Source organism: Pseudomonas sp. K8 (assembly GCF_014889455.1).
In the GTDB taxonomy this organism is placed as follows: Bacteria; Pseudomonadota; Gammaproteobacteria; order Pseudomonadales; family Pseudomonadaceae; genus Aquipseudomonas; species Aquipseudomonas veronii.
In genome coordinates, this window is the sequence record NZ_VJWO01000027.1 from 33,324 (window position 1) to 47,250 (window position 13,927).

Here is a 13,927-nt window from a genome sequence, read left to right on the forward strand (position 1 = left end):
CAACGTGCCGGTACCGACGAGTGAATAGATGATGGCCTGGGTATCCAGGTTCTTGATGCCCGAGCTGATTTCTTCAATCCATCGATACAGCCTCCCAAAAGCAAACCAATATCATTTGCGCACAACCCGACGCTCTGGTTTAATCGCGAGCAATTCTTATTTACGCCAAAGCCTTTGCGCTGGATGGACAGTGTGTCGACCTCCTTCACCCACCTCTATGGCACCCACCACAGCTGGCTGCTCGGCCTGCTGCGGCGGCGCCTGAACGACCGCTGGGATGCCGCCGACCTGGCCCACGACACGTTTATCCGCATCCTCGGCCGCCCGTTGGCCGAAACCGATCACGTCGGCCAACGCTCCTACCTGGCCACCATCGCCCGTGGCCTGTGTATCGACCACTGGCGCCGCCGCCAACTGGAACGCGCCTGGCTGCAAACCCTGGCCGAACGCCCGGAAGCGCAGCAGCCGTCGCCGGAGCAGCGGGCGATCATCGTCGAAACCCTCTACGAAGTGGACACGATGCTCGCGCGCCTGCCGAAGAAGGTCAGCGAGGCCTTTTTACTCGCGCACTTGCACGGCCTGCCCTACAAGCAGATCGCCGTACAGCTCGGCGTGTGCGAGCGCATGGTCAAGAAGTACATGGCCCAGGCCCTGCTGCACTGCGCGATTCTGGAAGCCGAACTCGACGGGATGCTGGTGCAATGAGCCGCCCCGGCCAGCTCAGCCACGCCAGCCTGGAGCAGGCTGCGCACTGGTACGTGCGCCTGCAGGCCCCAGGCGGTGCGCTCGAACAGTTGCGCTGGCAAACCTGGGTCGCGCAAAGCCCCGAGCACCTGGCGGCCTGGCAGTACGTGCAGCGCGTCAGCCAGCGTTTTGCGCCGTTGCTGGAGCAACCCCATGGCGCCAGCCGGGCCTTGCGCAGCTCGCGGCGCCAGACGCTCAAGACCCTGCTGGTGCTGGGTGTCGGCTCGACACTGGCCTGGGGCACTTGGCGCCACAGCCCCCTGCCCCGCCTGGCAAGCGGCTGGAGTGCCGACTATGCAACCGCCAACGGCGAGACCCGCGACGCGCTGCTGACCGATGGCAGCCATGTGTGGTTGAACGCACTGAGCGCGCTGGATGTGCGCTTCGATGCCGCGCAACGCTTGCTGCGCCTGCGCTTTGGCGAAGTGTTGATCGACACCGCCAAGGACCCCAACCGTCCGTTCCTGGTGGACACCGAACAAGGCCGGCTGCAGGCGCTGGGCACGCGCTTCAGCGTGGTGCAAGGCGATGAACATACCCAGCTCACGGTATTCGAGGGTCGGGTGCGGGTCAGTACGCTCAACCCGCACCCACGGATTGTCGACACCGGCCAACAGCTGACATTTACCCGCAACCACTTCAACACCGCCAGCGTCGCCTCCCCGGCCCGTGAAGCCTGGAGCCGTGGCGTGCTGCTGGCGGACAACCTGCCGCTCGGCGAGTTGATCGCCGAACTCAACCGCTATAGCCCCGGCCACCTGGGCTGCGACCCGGCCGTGGCGCAGCTGCCGGTGATGGGTTCGTTCCCGCTCAAGGACAGCGACCAGGCCCTGCACCTGCTGCAAGCCGCGCTGCCAATTCGGGTCGAGCGGCCGATGCCGTGGTGGGTCAGCGTCGGGCCGCAGTAAAAAATTTCACCCGCCAGTTCCCTTTTTCGACACTCGTTCGGTTAACCCTGCAGACGCTTTCAACTCGCAGATCGACTTGATCCAAAGGGACACCTCCATGCCGCAACCTGCTCGCTTCGCGCTGCGCCCACTGGCGCTGGCCACCTCCCTGCTTTGCCTCGGCGCGCCGACGCTGTACGCCGCCGAGCCGACCTCGACCCAGGAAGCCGCGCGCAGTTATCGCATCGCGGGCGGCGCCCTGGTCGCCGTGCTGAACAGCTTCGCCGAACAGTCCGGAATGTTCATCGCCGGCCATAACAGCCTCGCCGCCGGTAAAACCAGCCCCGGCCTGAACGGCAGCTATACCCCGACCAGCGGTTTGCAGCACCTGTTGCAGGGCAGCGGTTTGCAGGCGCTGCCCCAAGGCAACAACGGTTACGTGCTGGAGCTGATCCCCGCCCACAGCGGCGCGCTGGAGCTGGGCGCCACGACGATTTCCGGCCAGGGCCTGGGCGCTATCACCGAAGACACCCATGCCTACACTACCGGTGTCATGGCCTCGGCCACCGGCCTGCCGCTGTCGATGCGCGACACCCCGCAGTCGGTCACGGTGATCACCCGCCAGCAGATGGACGACCAGGGCTCCAACAGCATCGCCGACACCCTGCGCCGCGCCCCCGGCGTGAGCGTGCAGAACTACGACAGCGAACGCTGGGAGTTCTCCAGCCGTGGCCTGCCGATCACCAATTTCCAGTACGACGGCGTCAACGCCACCTATGACGGCGTGTACGACTACGGCACCACCAGCACCGACATGGCAGTGTACGACCACCTGGAAATCATCAAGGGCTCGGCCGGCCTGCTCAGCGGTTCCGGCGACCCGTCGGCCACGGTCAACCTGATCCGCAAAAAGCCCACGCGGGAATTCAAGGCCTCGGTCACCCAGACCTTCGGCTCCTGGGACAACTACCGCACCGAAGGCGATATTTCCGGCCCCTTGACCGAGTCGGGCAATCTGCGCGGACGCTTTGTCGGCGTGTATCAGGACCGCCAGTCGTATCTCGATCACTACCAGCACACCAAGGACATCGGCTACGGCATCCTTGAAGCGGACCTTACGCCCGACACCCTGCTGACCTTCGGTATCGACCAGCAAGACACCCGCTCCCGTGGCGCCAGCTGGACCGGTTTCCCGATGTTCTTCAGCGACGGCTCGCGCACGCACTTCTCGCGCTCGTTCAACCCGGCGGCCGACTGGAGCCGCCGCGACTTCCAGAACCAGACGCTGTTCGCCTCGGTGCAACAGCAGTTGGCGAACGACTGGTCGCTCAAGGTCAGCCTCGACCGCAAGCGCAGTCAGCACGACACCCTGCTCGCCTCCGCCAGCGGCGGCAACCCGGACCCGGTCAGCGGCGACGGCATGTACATGTTCATGGGCAAGTACAAGGGCGACCAGTTACAGAACACCCTGGACGTCAATCTCAGCGGGCCGTTCAACCTGTTTGGCCGCGAGCACGAGCTGATCATGGGCTTTATGGCCACCCGCTCGAAGCAGGACGTGCCGGTCTACGGTTCGATTTACCCCGCCGTGGGCGGCAGCATTTTCGACTGGCACGGCGAGTACGCCAAACCGGATATCCCGCGCAGCGGCCAGAACGATATCGTGCAACGCCAGACCGGCGCCTACCTGGCCACGCGCTTGAAACCCACGGACGATTTGTCAGTGATCCTCGGCACGCGCGTCAGCACGTTCAGCGGCACCGACACCACCGATTTCTATGACCCGACCAAGGCCGACAATCGCACCACCTACCGCCAGAGCGGCGTGGTCACGCCGTATGCCGGAATCGTCTACGACCTCAACGACACCTGGTCGGTGTACACCAGCTACACCCAGATCTACCGCCCGCAAAGCAGCAAGGACGCCGACCGCAAACTGCTCGATCCGATCGAAGGCGCCACCTATGAAGCCGGGCTCAAGGCAGCGTTCTACGACGGCCGCCTGAATGCCAGTTTTGCCGCGTTCCGCATCGAGCAGGACAATGTCGCCGAGTACGTGTCGGGCTTCGAGACCGATTCGGTGTACCGCCCGATTGCCGGCGCCACCACCAAGGGCTTCGAGGCGCAACTGTCGGGTGAAGTGCTGGACGGCTGGAACATCTCGGCCGGCTACACCTACCAGCACACCCGCGATGCCAACAACGGTTATGTGTACAGCTCGGTGCTGCAAACCACCACGCCGCAGCAGGTGGTGCGCCTGTTCAGTAGCTATCGCCTGCCCGGCGCGCTGGAGCATGTCACCGTGGGCGGTGGCGTGAATTGGCAGAGCGAGTTCTTCGGCAACGTGTTCCAACCCGACCCGAACGACACGGTCAACTTCGGCCAGAACGCACGCATCACCCAGGACAGTTACTACCTGGTCGACCTGATGGCCCGCTACCGCTTCAACGAGCACCTGAGCACCACGCTTAACGTGAAGAACCTGTTCGATAAAAAGTACTACACGGGCCTGGGCAACTTCGGCACCGGGTTCTACGGCGAACCGCGCAGCCTGCAACTGGCGACTAAATGGGACTTCTAGGCTGACGGCCCAGGCAGTCTGTGCAATGATCCTCCCTCGATCTCCCGAGGGATGGAGCCGCCGCCATGTCGCTGAACACCGCCACTCACCCCGCGCAAGCGCCGCGCTTCTGGCGCGACGAGCGCTTGCCGTTCATCGAAGCGCGGACCATCGCCGATGGGCGCAAGGTCACCTACACCCGCCACGCCCACGAGCATTTCTCCATCGGCGCGATCACCACCGGGCGCAGCTATTACCACTACGGCGCGGACACCTTCCAGATCAGCGCCGGCACGGTGGTGCTGATGAACCCCGGCGATGTGCATGCGTGCAACCCGATCCACGACCAACCCTGGTCGTATCACATGCTCTACCTCGACACGCCCTGGCTGACGGACCTGCAATACCAGTTGGGCTTCAGCACCGACCAGGGTTATCGACCGTTCAATACGCCCTATACCCGCGACCCGGTGCTGTACAACGGCCTGATCGAGCTGTACCGGACGCTGTTGGATGAGCACGCCGAACTCCTGCAAAAACAGAGCATGCTGGTGAGTTATTTCAGTGAGGTGCAGCAGCGCCTGAACCCTTCGAACACGCCGGTGCGGGAGGTCAATCACAAGCTGGAACGCGCCGCCGAGTACATCCGCGAACACTGCACCCAGGCCTTGAAACTCGAAGACATCTGCCTGGCGGCCGAGCTGTCGCCGTCTTATCTGATCCGCGCCTTCAAGCAGTATTACGGCTTGACGCCCCATGCGTTTCTGGTGAACCGGCGCATCCAGTTCGCCCGCACCCAATTGCGCAACGGCGAACTGATCGCCGACGTCGCCCTGGCCGCCGGCTTTTCCGACCAGGCGCACTTCCAGCGCACCTTCAAGCTGCACTTCGCCGCCACGCCGGGGCAGTACCGCGACTTGCTCAAGCCATCAGCAAATAACCCACACTGGCCACCAGCAACGCGGCCATCGAACGGTTGAACACCCGCACGCCCTGCGCGTTGCCGAGGTAACGGCGCAAAAACGTGCCGGCGTAGGCCCAGCAGGCTACCGACAGGTAGCAGATCACCAGGTAGAGCGCCGCAAACAGCCACACCTGCCGGGCGTCGCCATCCGCGACAAACAACCCCATCCCCGCCACGCAGGCCAGCCAGGCTTTGGGGTTCAGCCATTGCATGATCGCGCCGTAGAGCATCGACGGTGCCGTTGCGGTGCCTTCGGCGTCCAGCCGGCCATCGTCCACCGCAAGTTTCCAGGCCATGTACAGCAGGAAGGCGACCCCGCCCCACTGGATCAACTGAGTCAGAATGGGCCAGCGCAGCAGCACTTCATGCAGCCCCAGGCCGATCAGCACCAGCAATAGCGTGAAGCCGGTGGCGGCACCGAACACGTGCTTCTGGCTGGCGACAAAACCGAAGCGCGCGCCCGAACTGAGGGCGACCACATTCACCGGGCCCGGTGTGATGGAGGTGGCCAACGCGAAGGCGGCCATGGAAAGGATCAAGCTCATTGCGGTTCCCTGTTGTGGTGATGAACAGGGGCCACGGTAAACCCCCCGGCGAGCCGGGTATTGAAGAAAATGCCCCTGCTACTCGCCGGTCATGCGTTCCAGGCTGTTGCTCAGGTGCAACAACATCGCGGCGCGGGCGGCGTCGGGGTCCTGGCGACGGATGGCGTTGAGGATCGCCTCGTGTTCCAGGTTGGCCAACTGGCCCAGCTTCATCAGGTCGGTATTGCCGCGCTCTTCGGCGTTGATGCGCGTGCGCGGGATCACCGAGTTGCCCAGGTGCTGGATCACATCGGTGAAGTAGGTGTTGCCGGTGGCCTGGGCAATCAACTGATGGAAGCGCACGTCGGGTTCGACGCTGCTGTCGTTGTTGGCCAGCGAGGCCTGGTAGTCGTCGAGGGCCTCGCGCATGTGCTGCAACTGCGCCTCGCTGCGGCGCAGCGCGGCCAGGGCGGCGGCCTGGGTTTCCAGGCCCAGGCGCAACTCGAGGATGCCGCGCACGCTGACGGCGGTGTCGTGGTTCAGGTGCAGGCCCTGGCGCTGGTCCCGCGCCAGCACAAAGGTGCCCACCCCGTGCCGGGTTTCCACCAGCCCTGCCGCCTGCAACTTCGACAGCGCCTCACGCACCACCGTGCGACTGACACCGTACTCGCCGACGATGGCCGACTCGGAGGGCAGCTTCTCGCCCGGCGCCAGTTGGCCGAGGAGAATGCGCTGGGTCAGCGTGGTCACGATGTCATGGGCCAGGCCCTGGGAGCGCTTGCGGGGGGTGTCGTTGTGCATCGGTCATTCCATCGGTTGGGCCCGGTCAATACTAACATCCCCTTGCACCACCTACTTGTATGACAACAAACAAATTCCGCTACAACTGCGCCGCGTTTTCATGGAAGCCAGCTTACCTGCGATTGCATCAGCGCGATTGATTTCATGCGCTATGGCGCCTGTAAAACAGGAATACAAGCCCTTTCGCGTGCTCGTACAGCCAAAATTTACGTTGCGACGCGGAAAAAAGCAGTTGTATGATGTCTATCAAGTTGCCAGGCACCCCCGGCAGCCCTGAACCCATCCCCGCACAACAATAATCCGTGGGAGTTCTACCCCGTGACCGCTTCCAACCCTGCGACAGCTGCGCCTGCCCTCGACCCCGTCCTGGCCCGCGCGATCAAGAAGGTGAAGCAGCATGTGCTGCCACTGTTCGTGATCATGTTCATCGTCAACTACATCGACCGCGTCAACATCGGCTTTGTCCGCACCCACATGGAACACGACCTGGGCATCGGCGCGGCCGCTTACGGTTTCGGCGCCGGCTTGTTCTTCATCGGCTATGCGTTGTTCGAAGTGCCCTCCAACCTGCTGCTGCAAAAAGTCGGCGCGCGTATCTGGCTGACCCGCATCATGTTCACCTGGGGCATCACCGCGACGCTGATGGCCTTTATCCAGAACGAAACCCACTTCTATATCCTGCGTTTTCTGCTGGGCGTGGCCGAGGCCGGGTTCTTTCCGGGGGTGATCTACTACTTCACCCGCTGGCTGCCCGGGGTGGAGCGCGGCAAGGCGATTGCGATCTTCCTCAGCGGCTCGGCCCTGGCCTCGCTGATCTCCGGCCCGCTGTCCGGCGTGCTGCTGCAAATCAGCGGGCTGGGCCTGCACGGCTGGCAATGGATGTACATCATCGAAGGCATGGCCTCGGTGCTGTTGTGCTTTTTCGTGTGGTTCTGGCTCGACTCCAAACCCCATGACGCCAAGTGGCTCAGCCGCGCCGAACAGGACGCGCTGGTGGGCGAGATCGAGCGCGAACAACGCGAGCGTGACGCCGCCACGACGGTCAAGCCGAGCCTGGGCGCGCTGCTCAAGGACCGCCAGATCATGCTGTTCTGCGCCCTGTATTTCTGCATCCAGCTGACTATCTATGCCGCCACATTCTGGCTGCCGAGCATCATCAAGAAGATGGGCGACCTGAGTGACATCCAGGTGGGTTTCTACAATTCCATTCCCTGGCTGATTTCGATCATCGCCATGTATTCGTTCGCGGCCCTGGCCGGCAAGTACAAGCATCAACAGGCGTGGGTGGCCACGGCGCTGTTGATTGCCGCGGCGGGAATGTTTTTCTCCACCACCGGCGGGCCGGGCTTTGCCTTTGTCGCCATCTGTTTTGCGGCGATCGGGTTCAAGTCGGCATCGTCGCTGTTCTGGCCGATCCCCCAGGGCTACCTGGATGCGCGCATCGCCGCGGCGGTGATCGCGCTGATCAACTCCATCGGCAACCTCGGCGGGTTTGTCGCGCCCACCACCTTCGGCTTTCTGGAGCAGACCACCGGGTCGATCCAGGGTGGTTTGTATGGGCTGGCCGGCACCTCGATCCTCGCGGCGATCCTGGTGTTCTTCGCCAAGACCCGGCCCGGCGCCCAGAGCCCGAGCGTGCTGCACCCCGCCCCCGTCCTGAGCAAATAAGGAAGCGTTTTGATGAATACAGAACACCAGCACCACGCCAGCCATGCCCCCATCGTCACCCACCTGCAAGTGATCCCGGTGGCCGGCCACGACAGCATGCTGCTCAACCTCAGCGGCGCCCACGGGCCGTTTTTCACGCGCAATATCGTGATTCTCAAGGACAGCGCCGGGCACATCGGCATGGGCGAAGTACCGGGCGGCGAACGCATCCGCGAAACCCTGGAAGACGCGCGCAGCCTGGTGATCGGCAAGCCGATCGGCGCGTACCAGAGCATTCTCAATGCCATGCGCCGCACCTTTGCCGCCCGCGACAGCGGCGGCCGTGGCCTGCAGACGTTCGACCTGCGCATCACCATCCACGCCGTCACCGCGATGGAAGCGGCGCTGCTCGATCTGCTCGGCCAGTTCCTTGAAGTGCCGGTGGCCGCCCTGCTCGGCGAAGGCCAGCAGCGCGACGCGGTGAAGATGCTCGGCTACCTGTTCTACATCGGCGACCGCCAGCAGACCGACCTGGCCTACCGCAGCGAAGCCGATGGTGACGATTGGTGCCGCCTGCGCCATGAACCGGCCCTGACCCCGGACGCCATCGTGCGCCTGGCCGAAGCCGCCCAGGCCAAGTACGGCTTCAACGACTTCAAGCTCAAAGGCGGCGTGTTGCGCGGCGCCGAAGAAATCGAAGCGGTCACGGCCCTCGCCGAGCGCTTCCCCGACGCACGCATCACCCTGGACCCGAACGGCGCCTGGTCACTCAAGGAAGCCATCGCCCTGTGCCGCGACCAGCATCACGTATTGGCCTACGCCGAAGACCCATGCGGCGCGGAAAACGGCTATTCGGGCCGCGAAGTCATGGCTGAATTCCGCCGCGCCACCGGCCTGCCCACCGCCACCAATATGATCGCCACCGACTGGCGCGAAATGGGCCACGCGATCCAGCTGCAATCGGTGGACATTCCCCTCGCCGACCCGCACTTCTGGACGATGCAAGGCTCGGTGCGCGTGGCGCAGATGTGCCATGAATGGGGCCTGACCTGGGGCTCGCATTCCAACAATCACTTCGATATTTCCCTGGCGATGTTCACCCAGGTGGCCGCCGCCGCACCGGGCGACATCACTGCGATCGACACCCACTGGATCTGGCAGGACGGCCAGCGCCTGACCAAGGCGCCATTGCAGATTGTCGACGGTCACATCCAGGTGCCGACCAAGCCGGGGCTGGGCGTCGAGATCGACATGGACGCGGTGGCCCAGGCCCACGAACGCTACAAAGACATGGGCCTGGGTGCGCGCAATGACAGCGTGGCCATGCAGTTCCTGATCCCCGGTTGGAGTTTCGATAACAAGCGCCCGTGCCTGGTGCGCTGAGCGCCGATCCCGGCCAGCCTCAACCGTGAATCAACGAAACGTGCGCGCCCACCCCGGCGCGCACGCCCTCGGCCACCGCCAGCGCCACGGAACCGGCGGCAAGGGACGCATCGCCACAGGCAAACACGCCGGCCACGGAGGTCTGGCGGGTTTCGTTGGTGTGCAGGTACGGGCCGGTGGGGCCGTCGGCCAGCACACAGCCCAACTGCTCGGCCAAGGGGCTGAGGCGAGTGCGGGACATCGTGAATACGCCGTCCAGCTGAATCACACGGCCATCAGCCAGTTCCAGAGCCACGCGCTCACCGCTGATCCGTGTCACCGCGGTGCGCTCCACGCGGACCCCGCGCCGATCCAACTGCGCCTGTTGCTCGGCATCCGGGGTGAACACGCCGTTGGTGAACAAGGTGGTGCTGCCCCAGTCCGGCAACATCAGCGCATGGTGCATCGCCAGCGGCGAGGTGGCCAACACACCGATGCGGCCTTGATCCAGCTCATAGCCGTGGCAGTAAGGGCAATGAAACACGTGCTTGCCCCAGCGTTCCGCCAAGCCTTCGAGGGCGGGCAATTCGTCCACCACCCCGGTGGCGAGGATCAGGCGTCGCCCCTCGAATCCGCCGTTGTATTGCGTGTGTAGCCTGAAACCGCCCGGCGCCGTAGCCGCCTGTAATACGCTGTCCTGCACCCAGGTGACGCTCGGATACTCCATCAATTGGCTGCGACCTTCGGCGGCAATGACGTCCGGCGCCTGGCCGTCCTGGCCGAGAAAGCCATGGGCGGTGGCGGCAAACCGATTGCGCCGCTGCCCCGCGTCGATCACCAGAACCTTGCGTCGTGCCCGCGCCAATTGCAGGCCGGCGGACAAGCCGGCATAGCTGCCGCCCACGATAATGACGTCATGCATCATGAAAGTGCCCCTTGTCAGGTGCGCGCGGTTATCCGCGCGCTTTCACGACACACCATAAGTTACGTAAAAATAGCACGTCAAGTGTCTCGCAACTTTTTGGGTTACGAAGGATACTTTCGACCGAATCGACTTGAGGTTTTTTGATGAGAAACGACACCCGCCTCTCGCGCATGCTGCACGTGCTGATCCATATGGACCGCCATGAAGCGCGCGCCACCTCGGAGACCATCGCGCAGATGCTCGGCACCAACCCGGTGGTGGTGCGGCGCACACTGGGGCTGCTCAAGGAAAAAGGCTATGTCCGCTCGGAAAAAGGTCATCAGGGCGGCTGGACCCTGGGCAAACCCTTGAGTGAAATCACCTTGCTGAATATCCACAATGCCTTGGGCACGCCGTCGATATTCGCCATCGGCTTGTCCACCGACCACCCGCAATGCCTGGTGGAACAGGCAGTGAACGCGGCACTGAGCGACGCGTTCGACCAGGCCCAGGCACTGTTACTGGCGCGGCTGGGGGATGTGACGCTGGCGCAGTTGGCCGAGGATTTCGACGAGCGTTGCCGCCTCGCCCCGGCACCCTGATCGCACTACAGCCGGCGTTTGCGCAACCACTGCAGGAACCCCTTCTTCACCGGCACCACCGGTGCTTCCTGGGCCAGGGTCTGCGCCGCATGTATGCGGAAATCCAGCAGCGCTTTCATCGCTTCGCCGATGTCATGCCGCGCATCCAGGCACGGCTTGAGGTATTCCTTCTCGATGCGATAGAGGGTGCAGAAGGTCTTGGCGCGAAAGTCCGCCAGCGTGGCCTCGTCGGACAAGATCCCAGCCTCGCCGATCACCTCCCCCGGCCCCATGCGCCCGGCTTCGAACATGTGCCCAGCCTTGTCCAGCATCACCGAGACCACGCCGGATTCGACGATAAACAAATGATCGCTGACCTCCCCCGCCGGCAGGATCACCGCGCCGGCACGATAGCTGTGCAGGGTCATGTTCTGGCTGAAGGTGTCTTTCTCTTCCTGGCGCAGGGTGGAGAAAATCGACGAGCGCTCCAGCAACGCCCGCGCCCCCGACAGCGCCGGCGGCGCGCTGCTTTCGGTGGCAGACAGCAAACCGACGCCCGCCGCCTGCAAGTGCCGGAAAGCCAGGTCGTACAGCTGGTTGCGCACTTCGCGCTTGAGCGGCATCGACGGCACAAAGCCGCTGATTTCATACTCCACGCCGTCGCTGGCCGAGGTTTTGAACGCCACGCTCGGCGCCGGTTTGGCCAGCAGCAGCCGGCACCCTTGCATCGCCCGCTCCAGCGCCTCGATCACCGTCTGCGGGCGGGCGTGGGGGCTGACTTGCAGGCTGACCGACAGCCCGAACATATCCGCCGGGCGCGAAAAGTTGACGATCTTGGCCTTGGCCGCCAACGAATTGGGGATCACCGCCATGCTGCCCTGGGAGGTCTGCAACCGCGTAGCGCGCCAATCAATATCGGTGACGCGCCCCTCGGTGCCGTCGATGGAAATCCAGTCATCGAGCTGGTACGGCTTGGTGGTGTTGAGCACGATCCCGGAAAACACATCGCTGAGGGTGCTTTGCAGCGCCAGGCCGACGATGATCGCCACCGCACCGGAGGTGGCGAGCACGCCCTTGACCGGCAGGTCGAGCACGTAGGCCATGGCGGCGATGATCGCAATCAGGAAAATCACCGCGCCCAGCAGGTCCTGCAACAGCCGACCGGTGTGGCCCACGCGCTGCATCATCACCGCGCCGAGCAACACCGTCAGGGTCCGCGCCGCGAACAGCCACCAACCGATCTGCAACGCGGTGGCGGCCAGGTGCAGCGCGGTGTTGTCGGCATACGGCGCGACGAGCATCGGGTTCATGCCGTCGTTGAACAACACGGCGCTGAACACCGCAAAAATCACCAACCGCGCCGCCAGCTTCCAATTGGCCAGCTCAGCGGAAATCAAGCGCCACACACCGATGTCGATAAAGATCAGCGCCAGGGCGCACAACATGGGGTGATCAGCGATAAATGAGGGCATCCAGGCGACTCCAGGGTGAATGCCGAGAAGATCGCATGAAATGGGGATGTGGGGGTATAGCGCGGAGCAAAATGCGGGTGGGAAATTGCACCGTATCTGACCACCTGATTGCATCAGCACCGACCAGGCGTTTGCATCGCGCCGGATTATCTAGACACCTTGTAAACTCATACTGATGTTTCTTCAGACCGCTATGCCACGTCGCTTACACAAAGGAGTTCCCTATGCGTAAGGATTACCTCGCCTTTTTTATCGCGCTCTTTCTATCGAGGCTGGCGGATCAGATCCTGTTGTTTATTGTGCCGCTGGTGGTGTTCCAGACCACCAACAGCGCTTCATGGGCAGGGCTAGCATTTTTCGTCGAATCGCTGCCGCGATTTCTCGCGTTCCCGCTGTGCGGCGCGCTGTGCGACAAGTACCCGCCTATTAAGATCCTGCATATCAGTCAGGTCTACCGGGCATGGCTCTGTGTGCTGGGGGTGGTGCTCTACGGAATCTTTGGTGGCATCGGTTGGATAGTGGTGCTGTCGGCACTGTGCGGAGTGCTGACCACGCAAGGCATCATGGCTCGCGAAGTGCTGATGCCGCATATCTTCCAGCACTACAGCTACACCAAGACGTTGTCCTACTCCCAGATCGCCGACCAGACGGGACTGGTCCTCGGGCCTCTGGTGGCGGCACTGATGCTTGAGGTTTGGGCTTGGCACTGGGTGGTGCTTTGGATCGCCGGATTGTTCCTGCTGGCAGACATGAGCATGCTGGCGTGGCAACGTCTTGGCCGTATGACGCTAGAGGTGTTCGAGCAGCATCAAGACATCTGGCTGCAGCCCTTGCGGATCGCTTTTGGGCATATCCGTAGCCTGGCGGAATTGAAAAAAATCATCATTCTGGCGGTAGGCGTCAACCTGATCGTTGGTGTCACCTTGGCAACTTCGGCGGCCATGGTGATCGGCCAGTACAGCGCCGGCAAGGATAGCTATGCAGGGCTTCAGGCGGCGGGTGCGGTGACAACAATCGTGATCCTGTTCCTTCTCGCTCGGGTGGTGCTGCCTCTGCGAGTCCTCGGGGGTGTCGGATATTCGATGATCGCAACGGGGGCATTCATCAGCGCCCTGAGTCCGAGTCTGCTCGGCTATGTGCTGGGTTTCCTGTTGATCGCAGGCTTCGACAAAATGTTCAACGTCTACATACGCACTATCCGGCAGCAGGTGATACCGCCTCAGGACTTCGGCAAGACGGTAGGTGTGATCACGCTGCTGAACAACATGTCCCAGCCTCTGGCAGGTTTACTGGTGGCTTTGTTAGCTGCGCCCTTGGGCACCCAGACCGTAATCCTGATTTTGGCCGTGTTAACGACTATTCTTGGGGCATTTGCCCTGTGGTGGTTCGCAAAGGCTCGCGGCCCATCCCCGAGCTTGATTTTCGAAGCTGACCAAGAAGCCGGAAAATAGAAAGTTGCGTCGGCAGGCTTGTAAGCATAT

12 protein-coding genes are annotated in these 13,927 nt (G+C 63.0%); 8 read left to right on the forward strand and 4 right to left on the reverse strand.

Features of this window, described 5'->3' with window-relative positions; genetic code table 11:
- Nucleotides 1-183 precede the first annotated feature (183 nt).
- From INT12_RS18325 to INT12_RS18340, 4 genes are all read left to right on the forward strand, one after another.
- Nucleotides 184-705 carry a sigma-70 family RNA polymerase sigma factor gene (locus INT12_RS18325; RefSeq protein WP_046383803.1) on the forward strand — a complete coding sequence of 174 codons (522 nt, stop codon included), beginning with the start codon at nucleotides 184-186 and terminating at the stop codon, nucleotides 703-705.
- The gene (locus INT12_RS18330; RefSeq protein ID WP_104903401.1) at nucleotides 702-1,652 is read left to right on the forward strand and encodes a FecR domain-containing protein; all 951 of its coding nucleotides are present in this window, start codon (nucleotides 702-704) and stop codon (nucleotides 1,650-1,652) included. Before INT12_RS18325 ends, INT12_RS18330 begins: the two co-directional genes overlap by 4 nt.
- 97 nt (nucleotides 1,653-1,749) lie before the next feature.
- Nucleotides 1,750-4,212, forward strand: a complete 2,463-nt coding sequence (locus tag INT12_RS18335; RefSeq protein ID WP_057004805.1) for a TonB-dependent siderophore receptor — start codon at nucleotides 1,750-1,752, stop codon at nucleotides 4,210-4,212.
- A 65-nt stretch (nucleotides 4,213-4,277) separates the two neighbouring features.
- Complete coding sequence (locus INT12_RS18340; protein WP_193039910.1) at nucleotides 4,278-5,171, forward strand: AraC family transcriptional regulator; 894 nt, start codon at nucleotides 4,278-4,280, stop codon at nucleotides 5,169-5,171.
- On the opposite strand, the gene INT12_RS18345 is transcribed toward INT12_RS18340, so the two are convergent.
- The gene (locus INT12_RS18345) at nucleotides 5,113-5,700 is read right to left on the reverse strand and encodes a LysE family translocator (RefSeq protein ID WP_046383807.1); all 588 of its coding nucleotides are present in this window, start codon (nucleotides 5,698-5,700) and stop codon (nucleotides 5,113-5,115) included. The two genes, INT12_RS18340 and INT12_RS18345, sit on opposite strands and share 59 nt — an antisense overlap.
- 78 nt (nucleotides 5,701-5,778) lie before the next feature.
- The gene (locus INT12_RS18350) at nucleotides 5,779-6,480 is read right to left on the reverse strand and encodes a FadR/GntR family transcriptional regulator (protein ID WP_193039911.1); all 702 of its coding nucleotides are present in this window, start codon (nucleotides 6,478-6,480) and stop codon (nucleotides 5,779-5,781) included.
- 318 nt (nucleotides 6,481-6,798) lie between these two features.
- Here INT12_RS18350 and INT12_RS18355 point away from each other — a divergent pair, with 318 nt between their 5' ends.
- Nucleotides 6,799-8,148, forward strand: a complete 1,350-nt coding sequence (locus tag INT12_RS18355; protein ID WP_193058964.1) for an MFS transporter — start codon at nucleotides 6,799-6,801, stop codon at nucleotides 8,146-8,148.
- 12 nt (nucleotides 8,149-8,160) lie between these two features.
- Nucleotides 8,161-9,510, forward strand: a complete 1,350-nt coding sequence (gudD, locus tag INT12_RS18360; protein ID WP_193039913.1) for a glucarate dehydratase — start codon at nucleotides 8,161-8,163, stop codon at nucleotides 9,508-9,510.
- 19 nt (nucleotides 9,511-9,529) lie between these two features.
- Here gudD and INT12_RS18365 read toward each other — a convergent pair whose 3' ends face one another.
- Complete coding sequence (locus INT12_RS18365) at nucleotides 9,530-10,414, reverse strand: NAD(P)/FAD-dependent oxidoreductase (protein ID WP_046488443.1); 885 nt, start codon at nucleotides 10,412-10,414, stop codon at nucleotides 9,530-9,532.
- A 143-nt stretch (nucleotides 10,415-10,557) separates the two neighbouring features.
- Here INT12_RS18365 and INT12_RS18370 point away from each other — a divergent pair, with 143 nt between their 5' ends.
- Nucleotides 10,558-10,995, forward strand: coding sequence for an Rrf2 family transcriptional regulator (locus INT12_RS18370; protein ID WP_193039914.1), 438 nt, complete (start codon nucleotides 10,558-10,560; stop codon nucleotides 10,993-10,995).
- A gap of 5 nt (nucleotides 10,996-11,000) precedes the next feature.
- Here the strand turns inward: INT12_RS18370 and INT12_RS18375 are convergent, their stop codons facing one another.
- Nucleotides 11,001-12,446, reverse strand: a complete 1,446-nt coding sequence (locus INT12_RS18375; RefSeq protein ID WP_193039915.1) for a mechanosensitive ion channel family protein — start codon at nucleotides 12,444-12,446, stop codon at nucleotides 11,001-11,003.
- A 224-nt stretch (nucleotides 12,447-12,670) separates the two neighbouring features.
- Here INT12_RS18375 and INT12_RS18380 point away from each other — a divergent pair, with 224 nt between their 5' ends.
- Nucleotides 12,671-13,897: an MFS transporter gene (locus INT12_RS18380; protein WP_193039916.1), complete on the forward strand. Its 1,227-nt coding sequence runs from the start codon at nucleotides 12,671-12,673 to the stop codon at nucleotides 13,895-13,897.
- Nucleotides 13,898-13,927: the final 30 nt, after the last annotated feature.

Coding starts and splice junctions, on each gene's coding strand:
- INT12_RS18325 (WP_046383803.1), top strand. CDS start 184: ATGGACAGTGTGTCGACCTCCTTCACCCACCTCTATGGCACCCACCAC.
- INT12_RS18330 (WP_104903401.1), top strand. CDS start 702: ATGAGCCGCCCCGGCCAGCTCAGCCACGCCAGCCTGGAGCAGGCTGCG.
- INT12_RS18335 (WP_057004805.1), top strand. CDS start 1,750: ATGCCGCAACCTGCTCGCTTCGCGCTGCGCCCACTGGCGCTGGCCACC.
- INT12_RS18340 (WP_193039910.1), top strand. CDS start 4,278: ATGTCGCTGAACACCGCCACTCACCCCGCGCAAGCGCCGCGCTTCTGG.
- INT12_RS18345 (WP_046383807.1), bottom strand. CDS start 5,700: ATGAGCTTGATCCTTTCCATGGCCGCCTTCGCGTTGGCCACCTCCATC.
- INT12_RS18350 (WP_193039911.1), bottom strand. CDS start 6,480: ATGCACAACGACACCCCCCGCAAGCGCTCCCAGGGCCTGGCCCATGAC.
- gudD (WP_193039913.1), top strand. CDS start 8,161: ATGAATACAGAACACCAGCACCACGCCAGCCATGCCCCCATCGTCACC.
- INT12_RS18365 (WP_046488443.1), bottom strand. CDS start 10,414: ATGATGCATGACGTCATTATCGTGGGCGGCAGCTATGCCGGCTTGTCC.
- INT12_RS18370 (WP_193039914.1), top strand. CDS start 10,558: ATGAGAAACGACACCCGCCTCTCGCGCATGCTGCACGTGCTGATCCAT.
- INT12_RS18375 (WP_193039915.1), bottom strand. CDS start 12,446: ATGCCCTCATTTATCGCTGATCACCCCATGTTGTGCGCCCTGGCGCTG.
- INT12_RS18380 (WP_193039916.1), top strand. CDS start 12,671: ATGCGTAAGGATTACCTCGCCTTTTTTATCGCGCTCTTTCTATCGAGG.